The following is a 15,368-nucleotide window of genomic DNA, read 5'->3' on the forward strand; positions in this document are numbered from 1 at the left end:
ACGCCATTTCAGTCAGTTCTTTTCAGGAGATTTGCCATGGCATCCACCATCAACACCAACGTCGCCTCCCTGACGGCCCAGCGCAATCTGGGCATGAGCCAAACTTCGCTCAACACCTCCATCCAGCGCCTGTCGTCGGGCCTGCGCATCAACAGCGCCAAGGACGACGCCGCCGGCCTGGCCATTTCCGAGCGTTTCACCAGCCAGATCCGTGGTCTCAACCAGGCGGTTCGCAATGCGAACGACGGTATCTCCCTGGCGCAAACGGCTGAAGGCGCCCTGAAGGCTTCTGGCGACATCCTGCAGCGTGTGCGTGAACTGGCAGTGCAATCGGCCAACGCCTCCAACAGCGCCGGCGACCGCCAGGCCCTGCAACAGGAAGTGGGCCAACTGGTCAGCGAACTGGACCGCATCTCGCAAACCACCGAGTTCAACGGTGCCAAGCTGCTCAACGGCTCGTTCGGTACGCAGCAGTTCCAGGTCGGTGCCAACGCCAACCAGACCATCGTCGCTGCCACGGCCAACCTGCGCACCAGTGTTTACGGCAACAACCAGAACACCTCGGCCAACGGTGCCGGCAGCGGTGCCAGTGCCACCAGCTGGGGCTCCAATGGTGTCACCGCCGGTACGTTGGCCGTGAACGGCGCCCTGGGTTCCAAGAACATCACCATCGCCGCCAACGACACCGCCAAGGCGATGGCCGACAACATCAACCTGCAGACCGCGAACACGGGTGTCACGGCCTCGGCACGGACCGAAGTGCAACTGTCTTTCTCGTCCGTTGGTGCCTACACGTTCGAGCTGCGTGGTGACAATGCCCCCACTTCGCCAGCCCTGGGCCAGTCCGTCTCTTTCAACGTGACGGCGCTCAACACGGCCGATGGCCTGTCGAACGCGGTGTCCGCCATCAATGAGCAGTCTTCCAAGACGGGTATCACGGCTTCGCTGAATGCCACCAACGATGGCGTGATCCTGACCAGCGCCACCGGCCAGGACATCGGCATTGCCAAGGGTGCCACTTCCGGCGCGAACGCGGGTGCGGTGAACATCCAGAAGCTGCAGGCGGATGGCACGGCGATTGGCGCTGTCGACACCCTGGCGGCAGCCTCCGGTGCGGACGCCTCGACGGTCAGCGGCTACGTGGTGCTGGATTCCGACAAGTCCTTCTCGACGGTCGCCACCACGACCAACGCCTTCAGCACGGCAACGCCTGCCAACTCGGCTTCCGACCTGCAGGAAGTGGCGAACCTGGACGTGACCACGTTCAAGAAGGCCACCGAAGCCCTGAAGACGGTGGACTCCGGCCTGGCCTACATCAACGGCGAACGCGCCAAGCTCGGTGCCTTGCAATCGCGCTTTGAAACCTCGATCGCCAACCTGCAAGTGACGTCGGAGAACTTGTCTTCTTCCCGCTCGCGCATTCTGGACGCTGACTTCGCGGCAGAAACCGCCAACCTGTCGCGCTCGCAGATCCTGCAGCAGGCTGGTACGGCCATGGTGGCCCAGGCCAACCAGTTGCCACAAGGTGTGCTGGCCCTGCTGCGTTAAGCGCACAATGGCTGGCAGGGTCTGAGAAGACCCTGGTGCATCGGCGGCGACAGTTTTCCTGTCGCCGCCTTTTCACCTTGAGGCCCTCCTGTACCGACCGCAAGCACAGGTGCAGGGGACTTCTGGAAACAGCGCGTACCAGGAGCGCTGGAATTGGCGGGTTTCCTGGTGTGAATAAGGACGTTACTGGCGCGGGATTGGCTCCATAATTTCCTTTGGACAGTTCAGGAGGTTTGTATGGCAACCATTTCATCCCCAGGGGTCGGTACCAATGGACTTGATGTCAAGAGCATCATCTCCCAGTTGGTCACGCTGGAAAAAAAGCCCCTCGATACGCTGAAGTTGCAGGCGGCCACGGTCAACACCAAGATCTCCGCCTACGGCCAGATCAAGTCGCTGGTCTCCACGCTGGCCGATGCGGCCGGCAAGCTCACCAGCGTGACCGGCTGGAACGGGGTCACCACGACCTCCTCGGATTCCAAATTCGTGTCGGCCACCGCGATCGGCGGCACCTTGCCCACCACCTTCAGCGTGGAAGTGCAGGGCCTTGCCAAGGCGCAGGCCACCGCGTCGGCCGCACTCCTGCCGGTGGGCGGTGCCCTGGGTGCCGGCACCCTGCGCCTGGAGCTCGGCAAGTGGAGTGTGGCTCCTGCCTCCTTCACGCCCGGCAGCGGCCAGCCTGTCGATATCTCCATCAGCGCCAGCGACAAGCTGACGGATGTGGCGAGCAAGATCAATGGAAGCACGGCCGGGGTGACGGCCTCGATACTGTCCGATGCTTCGGGTGAGCGCCTGCTGCTGCGCAGCAAGAGCACGGGCGAGGAGTTCGGCTTCCGCCTGAGCGTCATGGAAGGGGGCGATACCGACATCGCCAGCGCCGGCAATACCGATGCCACGGGTCTGTCCCGTCTGGTCGCGGGCAGCACGACGACGCAGGCGGCGCTCAACGCCAAGGCCACGGTCAATGGCATCGCGGTGTCGTCCGCCACGAATACCTTCGCCACCACGATATCGGGGGTGACCTTCAAGGCCGAGCAGATCACGACCGCTCCCATCGACATCACGGTCGGCAAGGACACCGCGGCCGTCAAGACCAACGTCGACGAATTCGTCAAGGCCTACAACGCCATCAACCAGTTGATGCAGGATGCCACCAAGTACGACGCGAAAACCAATGCGGCCGGCTTGTTGCAAGGCGACTCGACGGCCATTGCCTTGCAAAATACCCTGCGCAATGCCATCCAGTCGGTCACCTCGGGAGGCGGCGCTTTCAAGCGCCTGGCCGACATCGGCCTGACCCAGCAGCTCGGTGGTGACCTTGCTCTGGACTCCACCAAGTTCAACAAGGCCTTGACGGAAAATCCGGACGACCTGAAGAACCTGTTCCGCAACACCGGCAGCGGCTCTGCAGAGGGCATTGCCGTGAAGATCAAGGCCGTCACCACCAACCTGCTGTCCGCCGATGGGTTCTTCAAGTCCAAGGACGATACGCTGCAGCTGTCGCTCAAGCGCAATGCCAAGGACCAGGCCACGGTGAATGACAAGGTGGATGCGTTCGAGAAGCGCATCACCGCCCGCTACAACGCGCTGGACAAGCAGATGGCTTCGCTCAATGGCTTGAATGCCTACATCGCGCAGCAGGTGACCGCCTGGAACAAGTCGACCTGACGGAAAGCCTTCAGTTTTTTCGGCGCCAGCCGATAAATAAAGCATCACACCGTAAGGACCACCCCATGTTCAGCGCCCACAACCCCCGTGCAGCCAACGCCTACCAGCGCATCAATGTGGAAACCAGCATGCACACGATTGACCAGCACCAGCTGGTCAGCCTGCTGTATGAGGGTGCTCTGGGGGCCATCGCCACGGCGCGCGGCGCCATGGCGCGTGGTGACATCGTCGGCAAGTGCAATGCCGTCTCCAAGGCGGTGCGCATCATCGAAGAAGGCCTGAGCACGGCGCTGGACACGGTCGATGGTGGTGAACTGGCGCAGAACCTGGGTGCCCTGTACGACTACTGCGTGCGCCGGCTGATCCTGGCCAATGCCCGCAACGACGACGCCATGATGCAGGAAGTGATGCGCCTGATCGAGCCGGTTGCGCTCGGTTGGAACGAGATCAAGAAGAACAACAACGGCATGGCCCCATCGGCCGATGCCACCGCTTCGGGCCAGCCTGTGCTGGTGGAGGCATGAACCATGTCCCACATGCTGATTGATTACTACAAAGCCATTGAAGACAGCAGCGCCAAGATGCTGGAGGCCGCCAAGCTCAAGGATTGGGATGGCGTGGTGCGCTACGAGGGCGCCTGCGCCGTGCTGATCGAGCAACTGCGCTTCAAGTCCCAGGAGCACGAGCTGCTGCCCGAGCACCGCCGCGAGAAGACCCGCATCATGCAGCGCATCCTGCGCAACGATGCACAGATCCGCTGCCTGGCAGAGCCCTGGCTGGCGCAGTTCGAGCACCTGTTCGAAGGCCAGCCGCAGATGATGCACTGAACGGGGTATAGGCAAGGAGGGCGCTGCCGGCGACCTCCTTTCGTCTGTCCTGCTTCCCTCCGGGAAGAAAAAAGCCACCGCACGTCGCAAGACGGCCGGTGGCTTTTTGCTGCCAGCGGCAGAGCGAGCTTGGTGGGGAGTGCCGCTGCAGGATTAATGACCCTGTCGAGGCGGCAAATGATGCTGGGCTAGTGGAATTGAATCGAAATCAGAAGCAGATATGGGTGTATCGGTTACCCGTGGCGCATGAAACGGGCGCGCCCCAGGCCAGCGCCCCCGTGCAAGGGCCGCCCCGCCGCGCTGGGGGCGTCCCCCTCCCAGATTGCGAAGCAATATGAGAGAGGGGCTGAGGGCCGCGGCTCCAAGCCTGCCTGCGCAGGCTTGGACGTGCCCGAAGAGTGGCCGCCTCTGGCGGACACACCGAGACGCGAAGCGCCTCAGGGGGTCTTCACACCTGCATGTTCATGATGTCGGTATACGCCTGCACCATGCGGTTGCGCACATGCAGCGTAGCCTGGAAGCCGATCTGGGCCTTCTGGATGGCCACCATGGTCTCCTCCAGGCTGACCGAGGGGTTCTCCAGCTGGACTTCCTTTTGCAGGTCGGACGACTTGTTCTGCGCGGCACTCACGGACTGCAGGGCGCCCTTGAGCGCGCCCGAGAAGCCCACGTCGTTGCCCTCGGCCTGCGGCATGGCGGCACGGCGCGCCATGCCGGCACCCGTCATGGGGGTGGTGGAGCTGGGTATGCGGAGGTCCATGGCAGTGTCCATTGGGGGCTAGGGGATGCTGTGATAGTAGCCAGGCGCCCGGGGTGCATCATGGGGAATAGATGGTCAAAGGCGCGGCTTATCGGCAGAACATGGCCGGTACTTGAGCCGAATAATCGAACCCACGCCAAGGTCCGTTGCCGGGCCCCACCTATTGGAAAGCACGATGTCTGCAGTTGCCGAAGTCCCACTCGCTCCGCTCGCACCTCCCGCAGCCAGCCCCAGTCCCAACTGGCTGCAGCGGTTGACCAGCCTCGACCGGGCCCAGCGCATGCGCCTGGGTGTGGGGGTGGCGCTGCTCGTGGCCATGGCGGTCGCCGCCATCGTGCTGGGCCGCCAGCCTGACTACCGCGTCCTGTTTGCCAACCTGAACGACAAGGATGGCGGCGCCATCGTGGCCCAGCTGACCACGATGAATGTTCCCTACAAGTACGCCGAAGGCGGCGGTGCGATCCTCATTCCCGCCGAGAAGGTGCACGACGTGCGCCTGCGCCTGGCCACCCAGGGCCTGCCCCGCGGCTCCGTGACCGGCTTCGAGCTGATGGAGAGCAACCGCTTCGGCATGACCCAGTTCCAGGAACGCCTGAACTTCCAGCGCGGCCTGGAGGGCGAGCTGACCCGCTCCATCCAGGCCCTGTCCTCGGTGCAGAGCGCCCGCGTGCACCTGGCGCTGCCCAACCAGAACGGTTTCTTCCGAGAGCAGCAAAAGCCTTCGGCCTCGGTGCTGATCAGCCTGCACCCCGGCCGCATCCTGGACCGGGCCCAGCTCGCCGGCATCGTGCACCTGGTGGCCTCCAGCGTGCCCGAACTGGCGCCCTCGGCCGTCAGCGTGCTCGACGACACGGGCAAGCTGCTCTCGCAGTCGCCCGACGGCACCTCGGCGAATGCGGTCGATGCGCAGCAACTGCTCTACGTGCAACAGATCGAGCAGCAGCTCACGCGCCGCATCCAGGAGATCCTGGAGCCCGTGGTCGGCCGCAACAACGTCAAGGCCCAGGTCTCGGCCGAGCTGGACTTCAGCCGCACCGAGTCCACGTCCGAGCAGTTCCGCCCCAACCAGACCCCCGACGCCAAGGCTGTGCGCAGCCAGCAGATGCTGGAAACCTCCGGCTCCGCCCAGAAAACCGCGACCGGTGTGCCGGGTGCCGTTGCCAATCAACCACCCGCACCCTCGGCTGCACCCATCAACGGCGCCAATCCTGCACCCCAGGCCGGCGCCCAGCAGGGCACCGAAGAGTCGTCGAGCAAGCGCGAGTCCACCACCAACTACGAAGTGGACAAGACCGTGCGGGTCACGCGTGGCAACAACTGGGCCATCAAGCGCCTGAATGCCGCCGTGGTGGTCAACTACCATTCAATCGAAGAAAAGGGCAAGACCGTCACCAAGGCGCTCACCCCCGAGCAACTGGAGCAGATGAAGGCGCTGGTGCGTGAAACCATTGGTTTCAATGGCGAGCGGGGCGATTCCGTGAACCTCATGAACACGCCGTTCCAGGTGGAAGCCGCCGCGTCGAACGATGTGCCGCTGTGGAAGCAGCCAGAGGTCATCGATGTGGCCAAGAGCTTTGCCTGGCCGGTGGGTGCCCTGCTGTTCGCTGCCATGGTGCTGCTGGGCCTGGTGCGTCCGGCGCTCAAGGGTGCAGACCCCAAGGCGGCCAGGGCTGGCGACCTGCCGAGGGCGGGCGGACAGCTGGATGCCATCGAGGCAGAGCAGCCCGATCGTCCGGCTTTGCCGTCCCCGGGCAAGAAGGAAGAGAATGTGGTCGCCACGCCAGAGCAATTGCGTCTGGAAGAGGCCCGCGTACTGGCCAAGGAAAACCCCGTGGCCGTCGCCAATATTCTCAAATCCTGGGTGAACGGCGAAAATGCCTGACCCCGTCGCCTCTTCACATGCTTGGATAGCCCATGGATGAACAAGGTCTCAACGACGCCGCCATCATGCTGATGTCCCTCGGCGAGGAGGAGGCGGCCGAGGTGTTCAAGCACCTCTCGCCCAAAGAGGTTCAGAAGCTGGGTGAGACCATCGCGCGCATGAAATCGGTGTCGCGCGAAAAGGTGGACAGCGTCATCAACCGCTTTGCCGACGCCGCCGCGGCCCAGAGCCTGCTGGTGTCTGACACCGGCAACTACGTGCGCGCCGTGCTCAAGCGCGCCCTGGGCGACGACAAGGCCTCGCTGCTGATCGACCGCATCCTGCAGGGCGGCGACGTTTCCGGCATCGAAAGCCTCAAGTGGATGGACCCGCTGTCGGTGGCCGAGCTGCTGCGCAACGAGCACCCCCAGATCGTCGCGGCCATCCTGGTGCACCTGGACAGCGAGCAGGCGTCGGGCATCCTGATGCACCTGACCGACCGCCAGCGCAGCGAAATCCTGCTGCGCGTGGCCACGCTCGAAGGCATCCAGCCCACGGCGCTCAAGGACCTCAACGAAGTGCTGTTCAAGGTGCTGGCCGGGGGCGACAAGATCCGCAAGAGCTCGCTGGGCGGCGTCAAGGCGGCGGCCGAGATCATCAACCTGCTGGGCTCCAACATGGATGCCGTGGTGATCGAGTCCATCCGCGGCTACGACCCCGATCTGGCACAGAAGATCATGGACAAGATGTTCGTCTTCGAAGACGTGCTCAAGCTCGACAACACCGCCATCCAGGCCGTGCTCAAGGAAGTGGCGTCGGAGACGCTCATCGTCGCGCTCAAGGGCGCCGTGCCCGAGCTGCGCGAAAAATTCCTGTCCAACATGTCCTCGCGTGCCGCCGAGGCGCTGCGCGAAGACCTCGAATCGCGCGGCCCGATGCGGCTTTCCGAAGTGGAAGCGCAGCAAAAGGAAATCCTCAAGACGATCCGCCGCCTGTCCGACGAAGGCCAGATCGTGATCGGTGGTGGTGGCGACGATGCCTTCGTCTAACAGCCAGCGCTCGTATTCACGTTTCATCCCCAGCGAAGAGGTGGGGGTGGTCACGCAATGGAAGTTCGGCGCCGTGGACGGCTCCGAGCCGGTGGAGCCCGAACCCGAGGTGCTGCCCGAGCCGGAGCCCCCGCCGCCCGATCCGGCCGAGGTGGAGGCTGCGCAACTGGCATTGGTGCAGCAGGCCTGCGATGCGGCTTTTTCCCAGGGCCTGGCACAGGGCCAGTCCGACACTGCGCTCGAATGGCAGCAGCGCATGGACGACTACGTGGCCGGCCAGGCGCAGGAGATGTCCCAGAGCATTGCCGGCGTCGTGCGCTCCCTCGAGGAATCGCTGGCCGCCCTGCAGCAGCGCATGGCCCAGGACGTGCTGGCGCTGGCCTGCGACATCGCCCGCGAAGTCGTGCGCCGGGAGCTGTCGGTCAGCCCCGACGTGCTCGAGCCCGTGGTCCGCGAGGCCGTGGGCATGCTGGTGGCCGAGGGGCGGCCTGCCCTGGTGCGCCTGAACCCTGCGGACATGGGCGCCGTGGAGCAGCCGCTGCGCGACGAGATGGGTGCTGGCATCCAATGGGTGGCCGATGCGTCCGTGCCCGCCGGCGGATGCCTGGTCGAGTCGGGTGGCACGGTGGTCGATGGCAGCGTGGACAAGCGCTGGGAGCGTGCCATCGCCTCGCTGGGGCTGGAATCGCCCTGGCAGGAGAGCGGCGATGAGCGTTGATGCCCCCGCCTCCAATGCCTGGACGCAATTCATGGACGATGCGCGCGAGCGCGTGCGCCACCGTGCGCCGCTGGAGACGCGCGGCACCCTGACCCGGCTGACCGGCCTGGTGCTGGAGGCTGCCGGCATCCGCGTGCCCGTGGGTTCGCAGTGCATGGTGCAGATGCCGGGCCATGCCCCGGTGCTGGCCGAGGTGGTCGGGTTCTCGGCCGACCGGGCCTTTCTGATGCCTGCGGGCGACATCCACGGCCTGTCCAGCGGCGCCAGCGTGGTGCCCGCCGCCCCTTATGTCGCCAGCCCGCGCCTGGGCGAAGCCTCCCGGCCCTCCCCGAAGGCGGGCGTGCTGCGCCTGCCCATGGGCGACGGTCTGCTGGGGCGGGTGGTCGATCCGCAGGGCCTGCCCCTGGACCATGGGGGGCCGGTGCAGGACGTGGTCTCCGAGCCCATGGACCGCCGCCAGATCAATGCCATGGACCGCGACCCGGTGCGCCTGCCGCTGGACACCGGCGTGCGCGCCATCAATTCGCTGCTCACCGTGGGCCGCGGCCAGCGCCTGGGCCTGTTTGCCGGCTCGGGCGTCGGCAAGAGCGTGCTGCTGGGCATGATGGCCCGCTACACGGCGGCCGACGTGATCGTGGTGGGGCTCATCGGCGAGCGGGGCCGCGAGGTCAAAGAGTTCGTCGAGGACATCCTGGGCGAAGATGGCCGTGCGCGTTCCGTCGTGGTGGCCGCACCAGCCGACGCGCCGCCGCTGCTGCGCATGCAGGGTGCGGCCTACGCCACCGCCGTGGCCGAGCATTTTCGCGACAAGGGCAAGCATGTGCTGCTGCTCATGGACTCGCTGACCCGCTATGCCATGGCCCAGCGCGAGATCGCGCTGGCCATCGGCGAGCCACCGGCCACCAAGGGCTACCCGCCATCGTGCTTTGCCAAGCTGCCCGCATTGGTCGAGCGCAGCGGCAACGGCCTGCATGGCGTGGGCTCCATCACTGCCTTCTACACCGTGCTCTCTGAGGGCGACGACCAGCAGGACCCGATTGCCGACGCTGCGCGCGCCATCCTGGACGGGCACATCGTGCTGTCGCGCTCGCTGGCCGAGTCCGGGCATTTCCCGGCCATCGACATCGAGCAATCGGCGTCGCGCGTGATGCACAACGTGGTCTCGCGCGGCCACTTTGACGTCGCACGGCGTTTTCGCGCCGTCTACTCGCGCTACCAGAAGAGCCGCGACCTGGTACAGGTGGGGGCCTACATGAGCGGATCCGACCCCGCGCTGGACGAAGCCATCCGCCTGCAACCGCAGATGGCCGCCTTCCTGCAGCAGGACATGTTCGAGGCGTCCACCATGGACCAGAGCGTGAACGCCATGGCGTCCGTGCTCGACCAGTAAGCATCCGAAGGCTGCGCCATGTCCGTCCTCAGTGCCCTCATCGTCGCCGTGGAGATCGCCTCGCGCAAGCGGGACGAGGCACGCCACGTGCTGCAGGAAGCCCTGGCCGTGCAGCAGGCGGCCCAGGCGCAGCTCAACCAGCTGCAGGACTATGCGCGCGAGACGGAGCAGCGCTGGGGCATGCAGGAGGACACCCGCGTGCAGCCCGAGGTGATGTACCACCACTACCAGTTCATGGACCGGCTGGGGCATGCGGCGGGCCTGCAGACCGGCGTGGTGGGTGACCAGGCGGCACGGGTCGAGAACGCACGGCACGGCCTGATGGACGCCGAGCGCCGCCTGGCCAGCCTGCGCAAGGTGGTCGAGCAGCGGCGCCGCGAGCTGGAGCAGGCCCAGGCCCGCATGGAGCAGAAGCAAACCGATGAACGTGCGGCGATGCAGTACAGCCGCAGGGTTCAGGACCGATAGGGCAGGAGAATTGACCATGGAACAGGCACGCATATCCACCAACCAGGGAACGCAGTCTTCCCAGCAGACCACCCGCACACGTGCCCATGCGCAGCAAAAGGGCGCCACGGACGATGCTGCCGGGGCTGCGGCACAGCCAGACAGTTTCCTGGCGTTGCTGGCCGCGCAGGACCCGGAGTTCGCCGAGGGCGGGGACCCGCTGGGGGCTGCCGATGCCTCTGGCACCCTGGCCACCGTCGATCCCTCCACCCTGGTCGGCTGGCAGGCGCTGGTCGCGGGCGACAGTGCTGCCCAGCAACTCAGGGGGCAGGGCGGCGACACGGCGGGCGCGGAGGGCATGACCACTGCCGGCCTGCTGGGGCAGACCGGCGTGGCGCGGGGCACCAGCATGCTGGCTGATTCGGCAGGCGCTGCCCAGGCCCTTGCCGGGCAGCTGCTGGCGGGCCAGGGCCTGCCAGCCGCCGACGGACTGGTGTCGCAAACCGCGGCGCTGGATGGCGGTTTCCAGGATGCTTCGCAGCCGGCCACGGCCACACTGGGCTTTGGGCGCCAGTTCTCGCGCATGCACAGCGCAGCCCTGCAGCGTGGTGCCAGCGATGCGGGCCTGGGCGCAGCGGGTAGCGTGGGTGCCGTGTCGGCACGCGCTGCGGGCGATGATGCCAGGCAGGTGGCCGCATCCACGGGCGATCTGTCGACGGTGTCCAGCGCGGTGGCCAGTACGGTGCGCGAGTTCGGCCCCGGCCTGCACCGCGGTTCGGGCGAGGGCGGTACCCCCGGGGCGGACGCCGCCTTGCTGGTCAATCCGGATCCCTCGGCTGCCGTGGCGGTTCCCGGTGCGCGCAGTGCGGATGCGGGCGGCGGCGAATCATCCCGGCATGGCGGCTCGGGCGGCCTGGGCGAAGGCGGCACCGAGCCCTCCTTCGCGGTGGACAGTGCATCGGGCACCCCCGGCTTCGAGGAACTGGCGCAGACCGGCGCTGAAGAGCTGCTGGCCGAGCAGGTCACCTACTGGGCCAACCAGAAGACCCAGAATGCCGAGCTCACCCTGAACCGCGACGGCCAGCCCCTGGCCGTGAGCGTGGCCCTGTCCGGCAACGAGGCCCATGTCACCTTCCGCAGCGACCAGGAGCACACCCGCGAGATGCTGGACCAGAGCATGGCGCAGCTCAGCGAACTGCTGCGCGGCGAGGGCCTGGTCCTGTCGGGCATGACCGTGAGCACCTCGGCAGGCCAGGGCGCCATGGCGGGCGATGGCGAGCAGCAGCGCAACCGCTCGGGCGAGGGGCAGCAGGCCCAGGTGCTGGTGGCGGGCCCCACGGATGTCAGCCAGCGGCTGGCGGGCAGCGGTACGCGCAACAGCGCCGTAGACGTCTTCGTGTAACGCCGCTGCAGCCAGGGCGGGCTGCAGCGGCAATCGCCATGCCAGGCTGGCACGGCGATTGCCGACGTCAACACCCTGTTCGTGGGTGTATTCTGGCTATTATTGGGAGGGCAGCTGCGCCACAATAGGAAGCGCCTGCTGGCGCAATGCCGTTCCCGGCGCGATGCCACCACCGAATCCCACCTAAGGACCCTGCCACGTGTCTGCCAACGCTGCCGCTCCGGCCAAGGAGAAGCCCAAAAGCAAGAAGATGCTGATCATCGTGATCGCGCTGGTGCTCGTGCTGGGCATCGCAGGTGCTGCGGCCTTCTTCGTGCTGGGCAAGAAAAAGCCGGCCGAGGACGAGGAGGGTGCCGCCGCGGAGCCGGCCCACCAGACCGCCAAGGTACCCCCCACGTTCCTGCCGTTCGAGAACATGGTGGTCAACCTGGCCGACCCGGGCGGCGACCGGTTTGCCCAGATCGGCATCACCGTCGAGGTCACCGACGCCAAGACGGCCGAACAGATCAAGCTCTACCTGCCATCCATCCGCAGCAGCGTGCTGCTGCTGGTCTCGCAACGCACCTCCGGGGAGCTGCTGGCCCGCGAGGGCAAGGAAAAGCTCGCCAAGGACATCCTGCGCGAAGTCTCGCGCCCGCTCGGCTTCACCGTGCCGCGCGACCGCCCCAAGCGTGCCGCATCGGCCGAGGAGGACGAGGAAGAGGACCGCCCGGTGCGCAAGCCGCCGAGGAATCCGGTACAAGGCATTCTTTTCTCCAGCTTCATCATCCAGTGACGCAAGGACAATCCTGCCATGAGTGATTCATTCCTATCGCAGGAAGAGGTTGATGCCCTTCTGGAAGGCGTCACTGGCGAGAGCCAGAAGTCCGTCGAGGAAGTGGCCGAGTCGGGGTCCGTACGCAACTACGACATCTCGAGCCAGGAGCGCATCGTCCGCGGCCGCATGCCGACGATGGAAATCGTCAACGAGCGGTTTGCGCGCAATTTCCGCATCGGCCTGTTCAACTTCATCCGCCGCAGCCCCGAGATTTCGGTGGGCACCGTGTCGGTGCAGCGCTACAGCGCCTTCCTGCGCGAACTGGCCGTTCCGACCAACTTCAACATCGTCGCCATCCGCCCGCTGCGCGGCAGCGGCCTGATCGTCTGCGAGCCATCCCTGGTGTTCGGCATCATCGACACGCTGTACGGCGGGGTGGGAAAGTTCCAGACCCGCATCGAAGGGCGTGATTTCTCGCCCACCGAGCAGCGCGTGATCAACCGGCTGGTCGATGTGATCTGCGCCGAGTACAAGAAGGCCTGGCAGGGCATCTACCCGCTGGAGCTCGACTACCAGCGCTCGGAGATGCAGCCGCAGTTCGCCAACATCGCCACGCCCAGCGAGATCGTGGTGTCCACCGCATTCCAGCTGGAAATTGGCGACCTGTCTGGCGCCATCCACATCTGCATGCCCTACGCCACGCTGGAGCCCATCCGGGACGTGCTGTACTCCTCGACGCAGGGCGATTCCATCGAGGTGGACCGGCGCTGGGTGCGGGTGCTCACACGCGAGATCCAGGCGGCCGAGGTGGTGCTGGTGGCCGAGCTGGCCAAGGCCGATGCCACGGTGGAGCAACTGCTGGCGATGAAGCCCGGTGATTTCATCGAGCTCGACCGGGAGCCGCGCATCCGCGCCTCCATCGGGGGGGTTCCCATCTTCGAGTGCCAGTATGGGACCCACAATTCGAAATATGCCATCCGTATCGAAGAGTGTTTGCGCAATTCGGACATGAGCTGGCTGGGAGAAAAAGATGTCAACTGAAGAAGACAACAAGGACGGCGCGGCCGAGGACCCGTTTGCAGGCTGGGCCGAGGCGCTCGAGGAGCAAAAGAGCGCGGACGACAAGCCCGGCGATGCGGAGCAGGGTGGCCCCCTGTCCGGCGAGGCGGTGCGCCCGTCCTCGTCGAGCAACAGCGATGGCACCGTCAACGACATCAACATGGTGCTGGACATTCCTGTCCAGCTGTCGGTGGAGCTGGGGCGCACCAAGGTGCCGATCAAGTACATCCTGCAACTGGCGCAGGGCTCGGTGGTCGAACTCGATGCGCTGGCCGGCGAACCCATGGACGTGCTCGTCAACGGTTACCTGATCGCCCAGGGCGAGGTGGTGGTGGTGAACGACAAGTTCGGTATCCGCCTGACCGATGTGGTGACGCCCTCGGAGCGACTGCGGCGCGTGAGCCGTGGCTGATGGGGGCAACGCCATGGGGATGACCCAGACGCTGGTCATCGTCGTCCTGTTCGTGGGGGCCATGGCCTGCCTGCCCTGGCTCATCAAGCGCCTGCAGCAGCACCATGCCGCCGGCGGCCTGCCGGCCGGTGCCGCATCGCGCGTGCTGTCCGCAGTGGCCGTGGGGCCCCAGCAGCGCGTGGTCACTGTCGAGGTCGGCCCCGAAGGCGCGCGCACCTGGCTGGTGCTCGGTGTCACGGCGCAGCAGGTCAGTTGCCTGCATGTGCTGGCGGCGCCCGCCACCGCCGCCGCTGCGTCGGCCGCTTTGCCTGCGGTGGTGCCCGATGCGTCCGCCTTCGCGCGCGAAATGGCGGCCGCCGAGGCGCGCAAGGAACCGCATGTCTGAGCCTGCGCGCCCCGCATCGCCGCCACGTGGCACGGCGTGGATGACCGCGCTGGCGGCCCTCGCCCTCCTGGCCTGGCAGGTGCCGGCACTGGCGCAGACGGCCGGCGCCACGCCCCCGGCTCCAGGTTCGCTGCCCGTGCTGATCGGCTCCGGCAGCGGTGGATCGAGCTACTCCGTGCCGATCCAGACGCTGCTGTTCTTCACGGCACTGTCCTTCCTGCCGGCCATCCTGCTGTTGATGACGGGTTTCACGCGCATCGTCATCGTGCTGTCGCTGCTGCGCCAGGCGCTGGGCACGCAATCGGCGCCGCCCAACCAGGTGATCATCGGCCTGTCGCTGTTCCTGACCTTCTTCGTCATGGGGCCGACGTTCGACCGCGTGCACCAGGAAGCCTACGTGCCCTACACCACCAATGCCATCACGTTCGAGCAGGCGGTGGAGCGGGCCGAGGTGCCCATGCGCGAGTTCATGCTCAAGCAGACCCGGCAGTCGGACTTTGCGCTGTTCGCACGCCTGGCGCGGCTGGCCCCCGAGGTGACGGCCGAGACCGCGCCGTTTCGCGTGCTGGTGCCGGCCTTCGTGACCAGCGAGCTCAAGTCCGCATTCCAGATCGGGTTCATGATCTTCATCCCCTTCCTGGTGATCGACATGGTGGTCTCCAGCATCCTCATGTCGCTGGGCATGATGATGCTCTCACCGGTGCTCGTGGCGCTGCCGTTCAAGCTCATGCTGTTCGTGCTGGCCGATGGCTGGAACCTGCTGATTGGCTCGCTGGCCGCCAGTTTTGCCACCTAGACCCAGGAGAAATGCCATGACTTCGCAGATGGTCCTCACCATGGGGCGCGACGCCCTGACGCTGCTGTTGATGATCGCCATGCCCGTGCTCGGGGTGGTGATGGCCGTGGGCCTGGTGGTCAGCATCTTCCAGGCCGTGACGCAGATCCATGAGGCGACGCTGGCCTTCGTGCCCAAGCTGATCGCCGCGATGGTGGTGTTCGCGATCGCCGGGCCCTGGATGATCAGCACCCTGGTGGACTACATCCGCCGCACCATCGAGTCGATTCCCTCCGTCGTGGGTTAGCCC

General features: G+C 66.0%; 17 protein-coding genes. 16 read left to right on the plus strand and 1 reads right to left on the minus strand.

The genetic code is table 11. The annotated features are described in order from the left end of the window. Nucleotides 1-36: 36 nt before the first annotated feature. The 4 genes from AC07PF_RS18875 to AC07PF_RS18890 all read left to right on the plus strand — a co-directional run bounded on the left by AC07PF_RS18875 (nt 37) and on the right by AC07PF_RS18890 (nt 4,043). Entirely contained in the window at nt 37-1,548 is a 1,512-nt protein-coding gene (locus tag AC07PF_RS18875; RefSeq protein ID WP_494612853.1) for a flagellin N-terminal helical domain-containing protein, read from the plus strand. A gap of 237 nt (nt 1,549-1,785) precedes the next feature. Beyond that, nucleotides 1,786-3,216, plus strand: a complete 1,431-nt coding sequence (gene fliD, locus AC07PF_RS18880; RefSeq protein WP_494612854.1) for a flagellar filament capping protein FliD — start codon at nt 1,786-1,788, stop codon at nt 3,214-3,216. Between the two features lie 65 nt (nt 3,217-3,281). After that, nucleotides 3,282-3,740: a flagellar export chaperone FliS gene (gene fliS / locus AC07PF_RS18885; protein WP_145697201.1), complete on the plus strand. Its 459-nt coding sequence runs from the start codon at nt 3,282-3,284 to the stop codon at nt 3,738-3,740. A gap of 3 nt (nt 3,741-3,743) precedes the next feature. Beyond that, on the plus strand, nt 3,744-4,043 hold the full coding sequence (locus AC07PF_RS18890; RefSeq protein ID WP_007860919.1) for a flagellar protein FliT: 300 nt from the start codon (nt 3,744-3,746) through the stop codon (nt 4,041-4,043). Between the two features lie 448 nt (nt 4,044-4,491). Here the strand turns inward: AC07PF_RS18890 and fliE are convergent, their stop codons facing one another. Next, entirely contained in the window at nt 4,492-4,803 is a 312-nt protein-coding gene (fliE, locus tag AC07PF_RS18895) for a flagellar hook-basal body complex protein FliE (protein WP_007853768.1), read from the minus strand. A 175-nt stretch (nt 4,804-4,978) separates the two neighbouring features. On the opposite strand from fliE, the gene fliF reads away from it, so the two are divergent. From fliF to fliQ, 12 genes are all read left to right on the plus strand, one after another. Next, complete coding sequence (fliF, locus tag AC07PF_RS18900) at nt 4,979-6,685, plus strand: flagellar basal-body MS-ring/collar protein FliF (RefSeq protein ID WP_145697202.1); 1,707 nt, start codon at nt 4,979-4,981, stop codon at nt 6,683-6,685. Nucleotides 6,686-6,717: 32 nt separating this feature from the next. Beyond that, nucleotides 6,718-7,713, plus strand: a complete 996-nt coding sequence (gene fliG, locus AC07PF_RS18905) for a flagellar motor switch protein FliG (RefSeq protein WP_007853762.1) — start codon at nt 6,718-6,720, stop codon at nt 7,711-7,713. Next, complete coding sequence (locus AC07PF_RS18910; protein ID WP_007853759.1) at nt 7,700-8,431, plus strand: FliH/SctL family protein; 732 nt, start codon at nt 7,700-7,702, stop codon at nt 8,429-8,431. The genes fliG and AC07PF_RS18910 overlap by 14 nt, the downstream gene beginning before the upstream one ends. A 31-nt stretch (nt 8,432-8,462) precedes the next feature. After that, a complete protein-coding gene (gene fliI / locus AC07PF_RS18915) occupies nt 8,463-9,821 on the plus strand; it encodes a flagellar protein export ATPase FliI (protein ID WP_494612864.1) in 1,359 nt (452 codons plus the stop codon). A gap of 18 nt (nt 9,822-9,839) precedes the next feature. Continuing rightward, a complete protein-coding gene (gene fliJ, locus AC07PF_RS18920; protein WP_145697204.1) occupies nt 9,840-10,289 on the plus strand; it encodes a flagellar export protein FliJ in 450 nt (149 codons plus the stop codon). Nucleotides 10,290-10,305: 16 nt separating this feature from the next. After that, entirely contained in the window at nt 10,306-11,670 is a 1,365-nt protein-coding gene (locus AC07PF_RS18925; protein ID WP_494612855.1) for a flagellar hook-length control protein FliK, read from the plus strand. A gap of 199 nt (nt 11,671-11,869) precedes the next feature. Then, nucleotides 11,870-12,445 (plus strand): flagellar basal body-associated FliL family protein, encoded by a 576-nt coding sequence (locus AC07PF_RS18930; RefSeq protein WP_494612856.1) that lies wholly within the window; start codon nt 11,870-11,872, stop codon nt 12,443-12,445. A gap of 18 nt (nt 12,446-12,463) precedes the next feature. After that, nucleotides 12,464-13,468 (plus strand): flagellar motor switch protein FliM, encoded by a 1,005-nt coding sequence (gene fliM, locus AC07PF_RS18935; protein WP_007853747.1) that lies wholly within the window; start codon nt 12,464-12,466, stop codon nt 13,466-13,468. After that, nucleotides 13,458-13,898 carry a flagellar motor switch protein FliN gene (gene fliN, locus AC07PF_RS18940; RefSeq protein ID WP_007853744.1) on the plus strand — a complete coding sequence of 147 codons (441 nt, stop codon included), beginning with the start codon at nt 13,458-13,460 and terminating at the stop codon, nt 13,896-13,898. Before fliM ends, fliN begins: the two co-directional genes overlap by 11 nt. A 19-nt stretch (nt 13,899-13,917) precedes the next feature. After that, complete coding sequence (locus AC07PF_RS18945; RefSeq protein ID WP_035203196.1) at nt 13,918-14,283, plus strand: FliO/MopB family protein; 366 nt, start codon at nt 13,918-13,920, stop codon at nt 14,281-14,283. Beyond that, a complete protein-coding gene (gene fliP, locus AC07PF_RS18950) occupies nt 14,276-15,079 on the plus strand; it encodes a flagellar type III secretion system pore protein FliP (protein ID WP_494612857.1) in 804 nt (267 codons plus the stop codon). Before AC07PF_RS18945 ends, fliP begins: the two co-directional genes overlap by 8 nt. 16 nt (nt 15,080-15,095) lie before the next feature. After that, nucleotides 15,096-15,365 (plus strand): flagellar biosynthesis protein FliQ, encoded by a 270-nt coding sequence (gene fliQ, locus AC07PF_RS18955; protein ID WP_007853732.1) that lies wholly within the window; start codon nt 15,096-15,098, stop codon nt 15,363-15,365. Nucleotides 15,366-15,368: the final 3 nt, after the last annotated feature.

This window comes from Acidovorax sp. GW821-FHT10A04 (assembly GCF_059415825.1).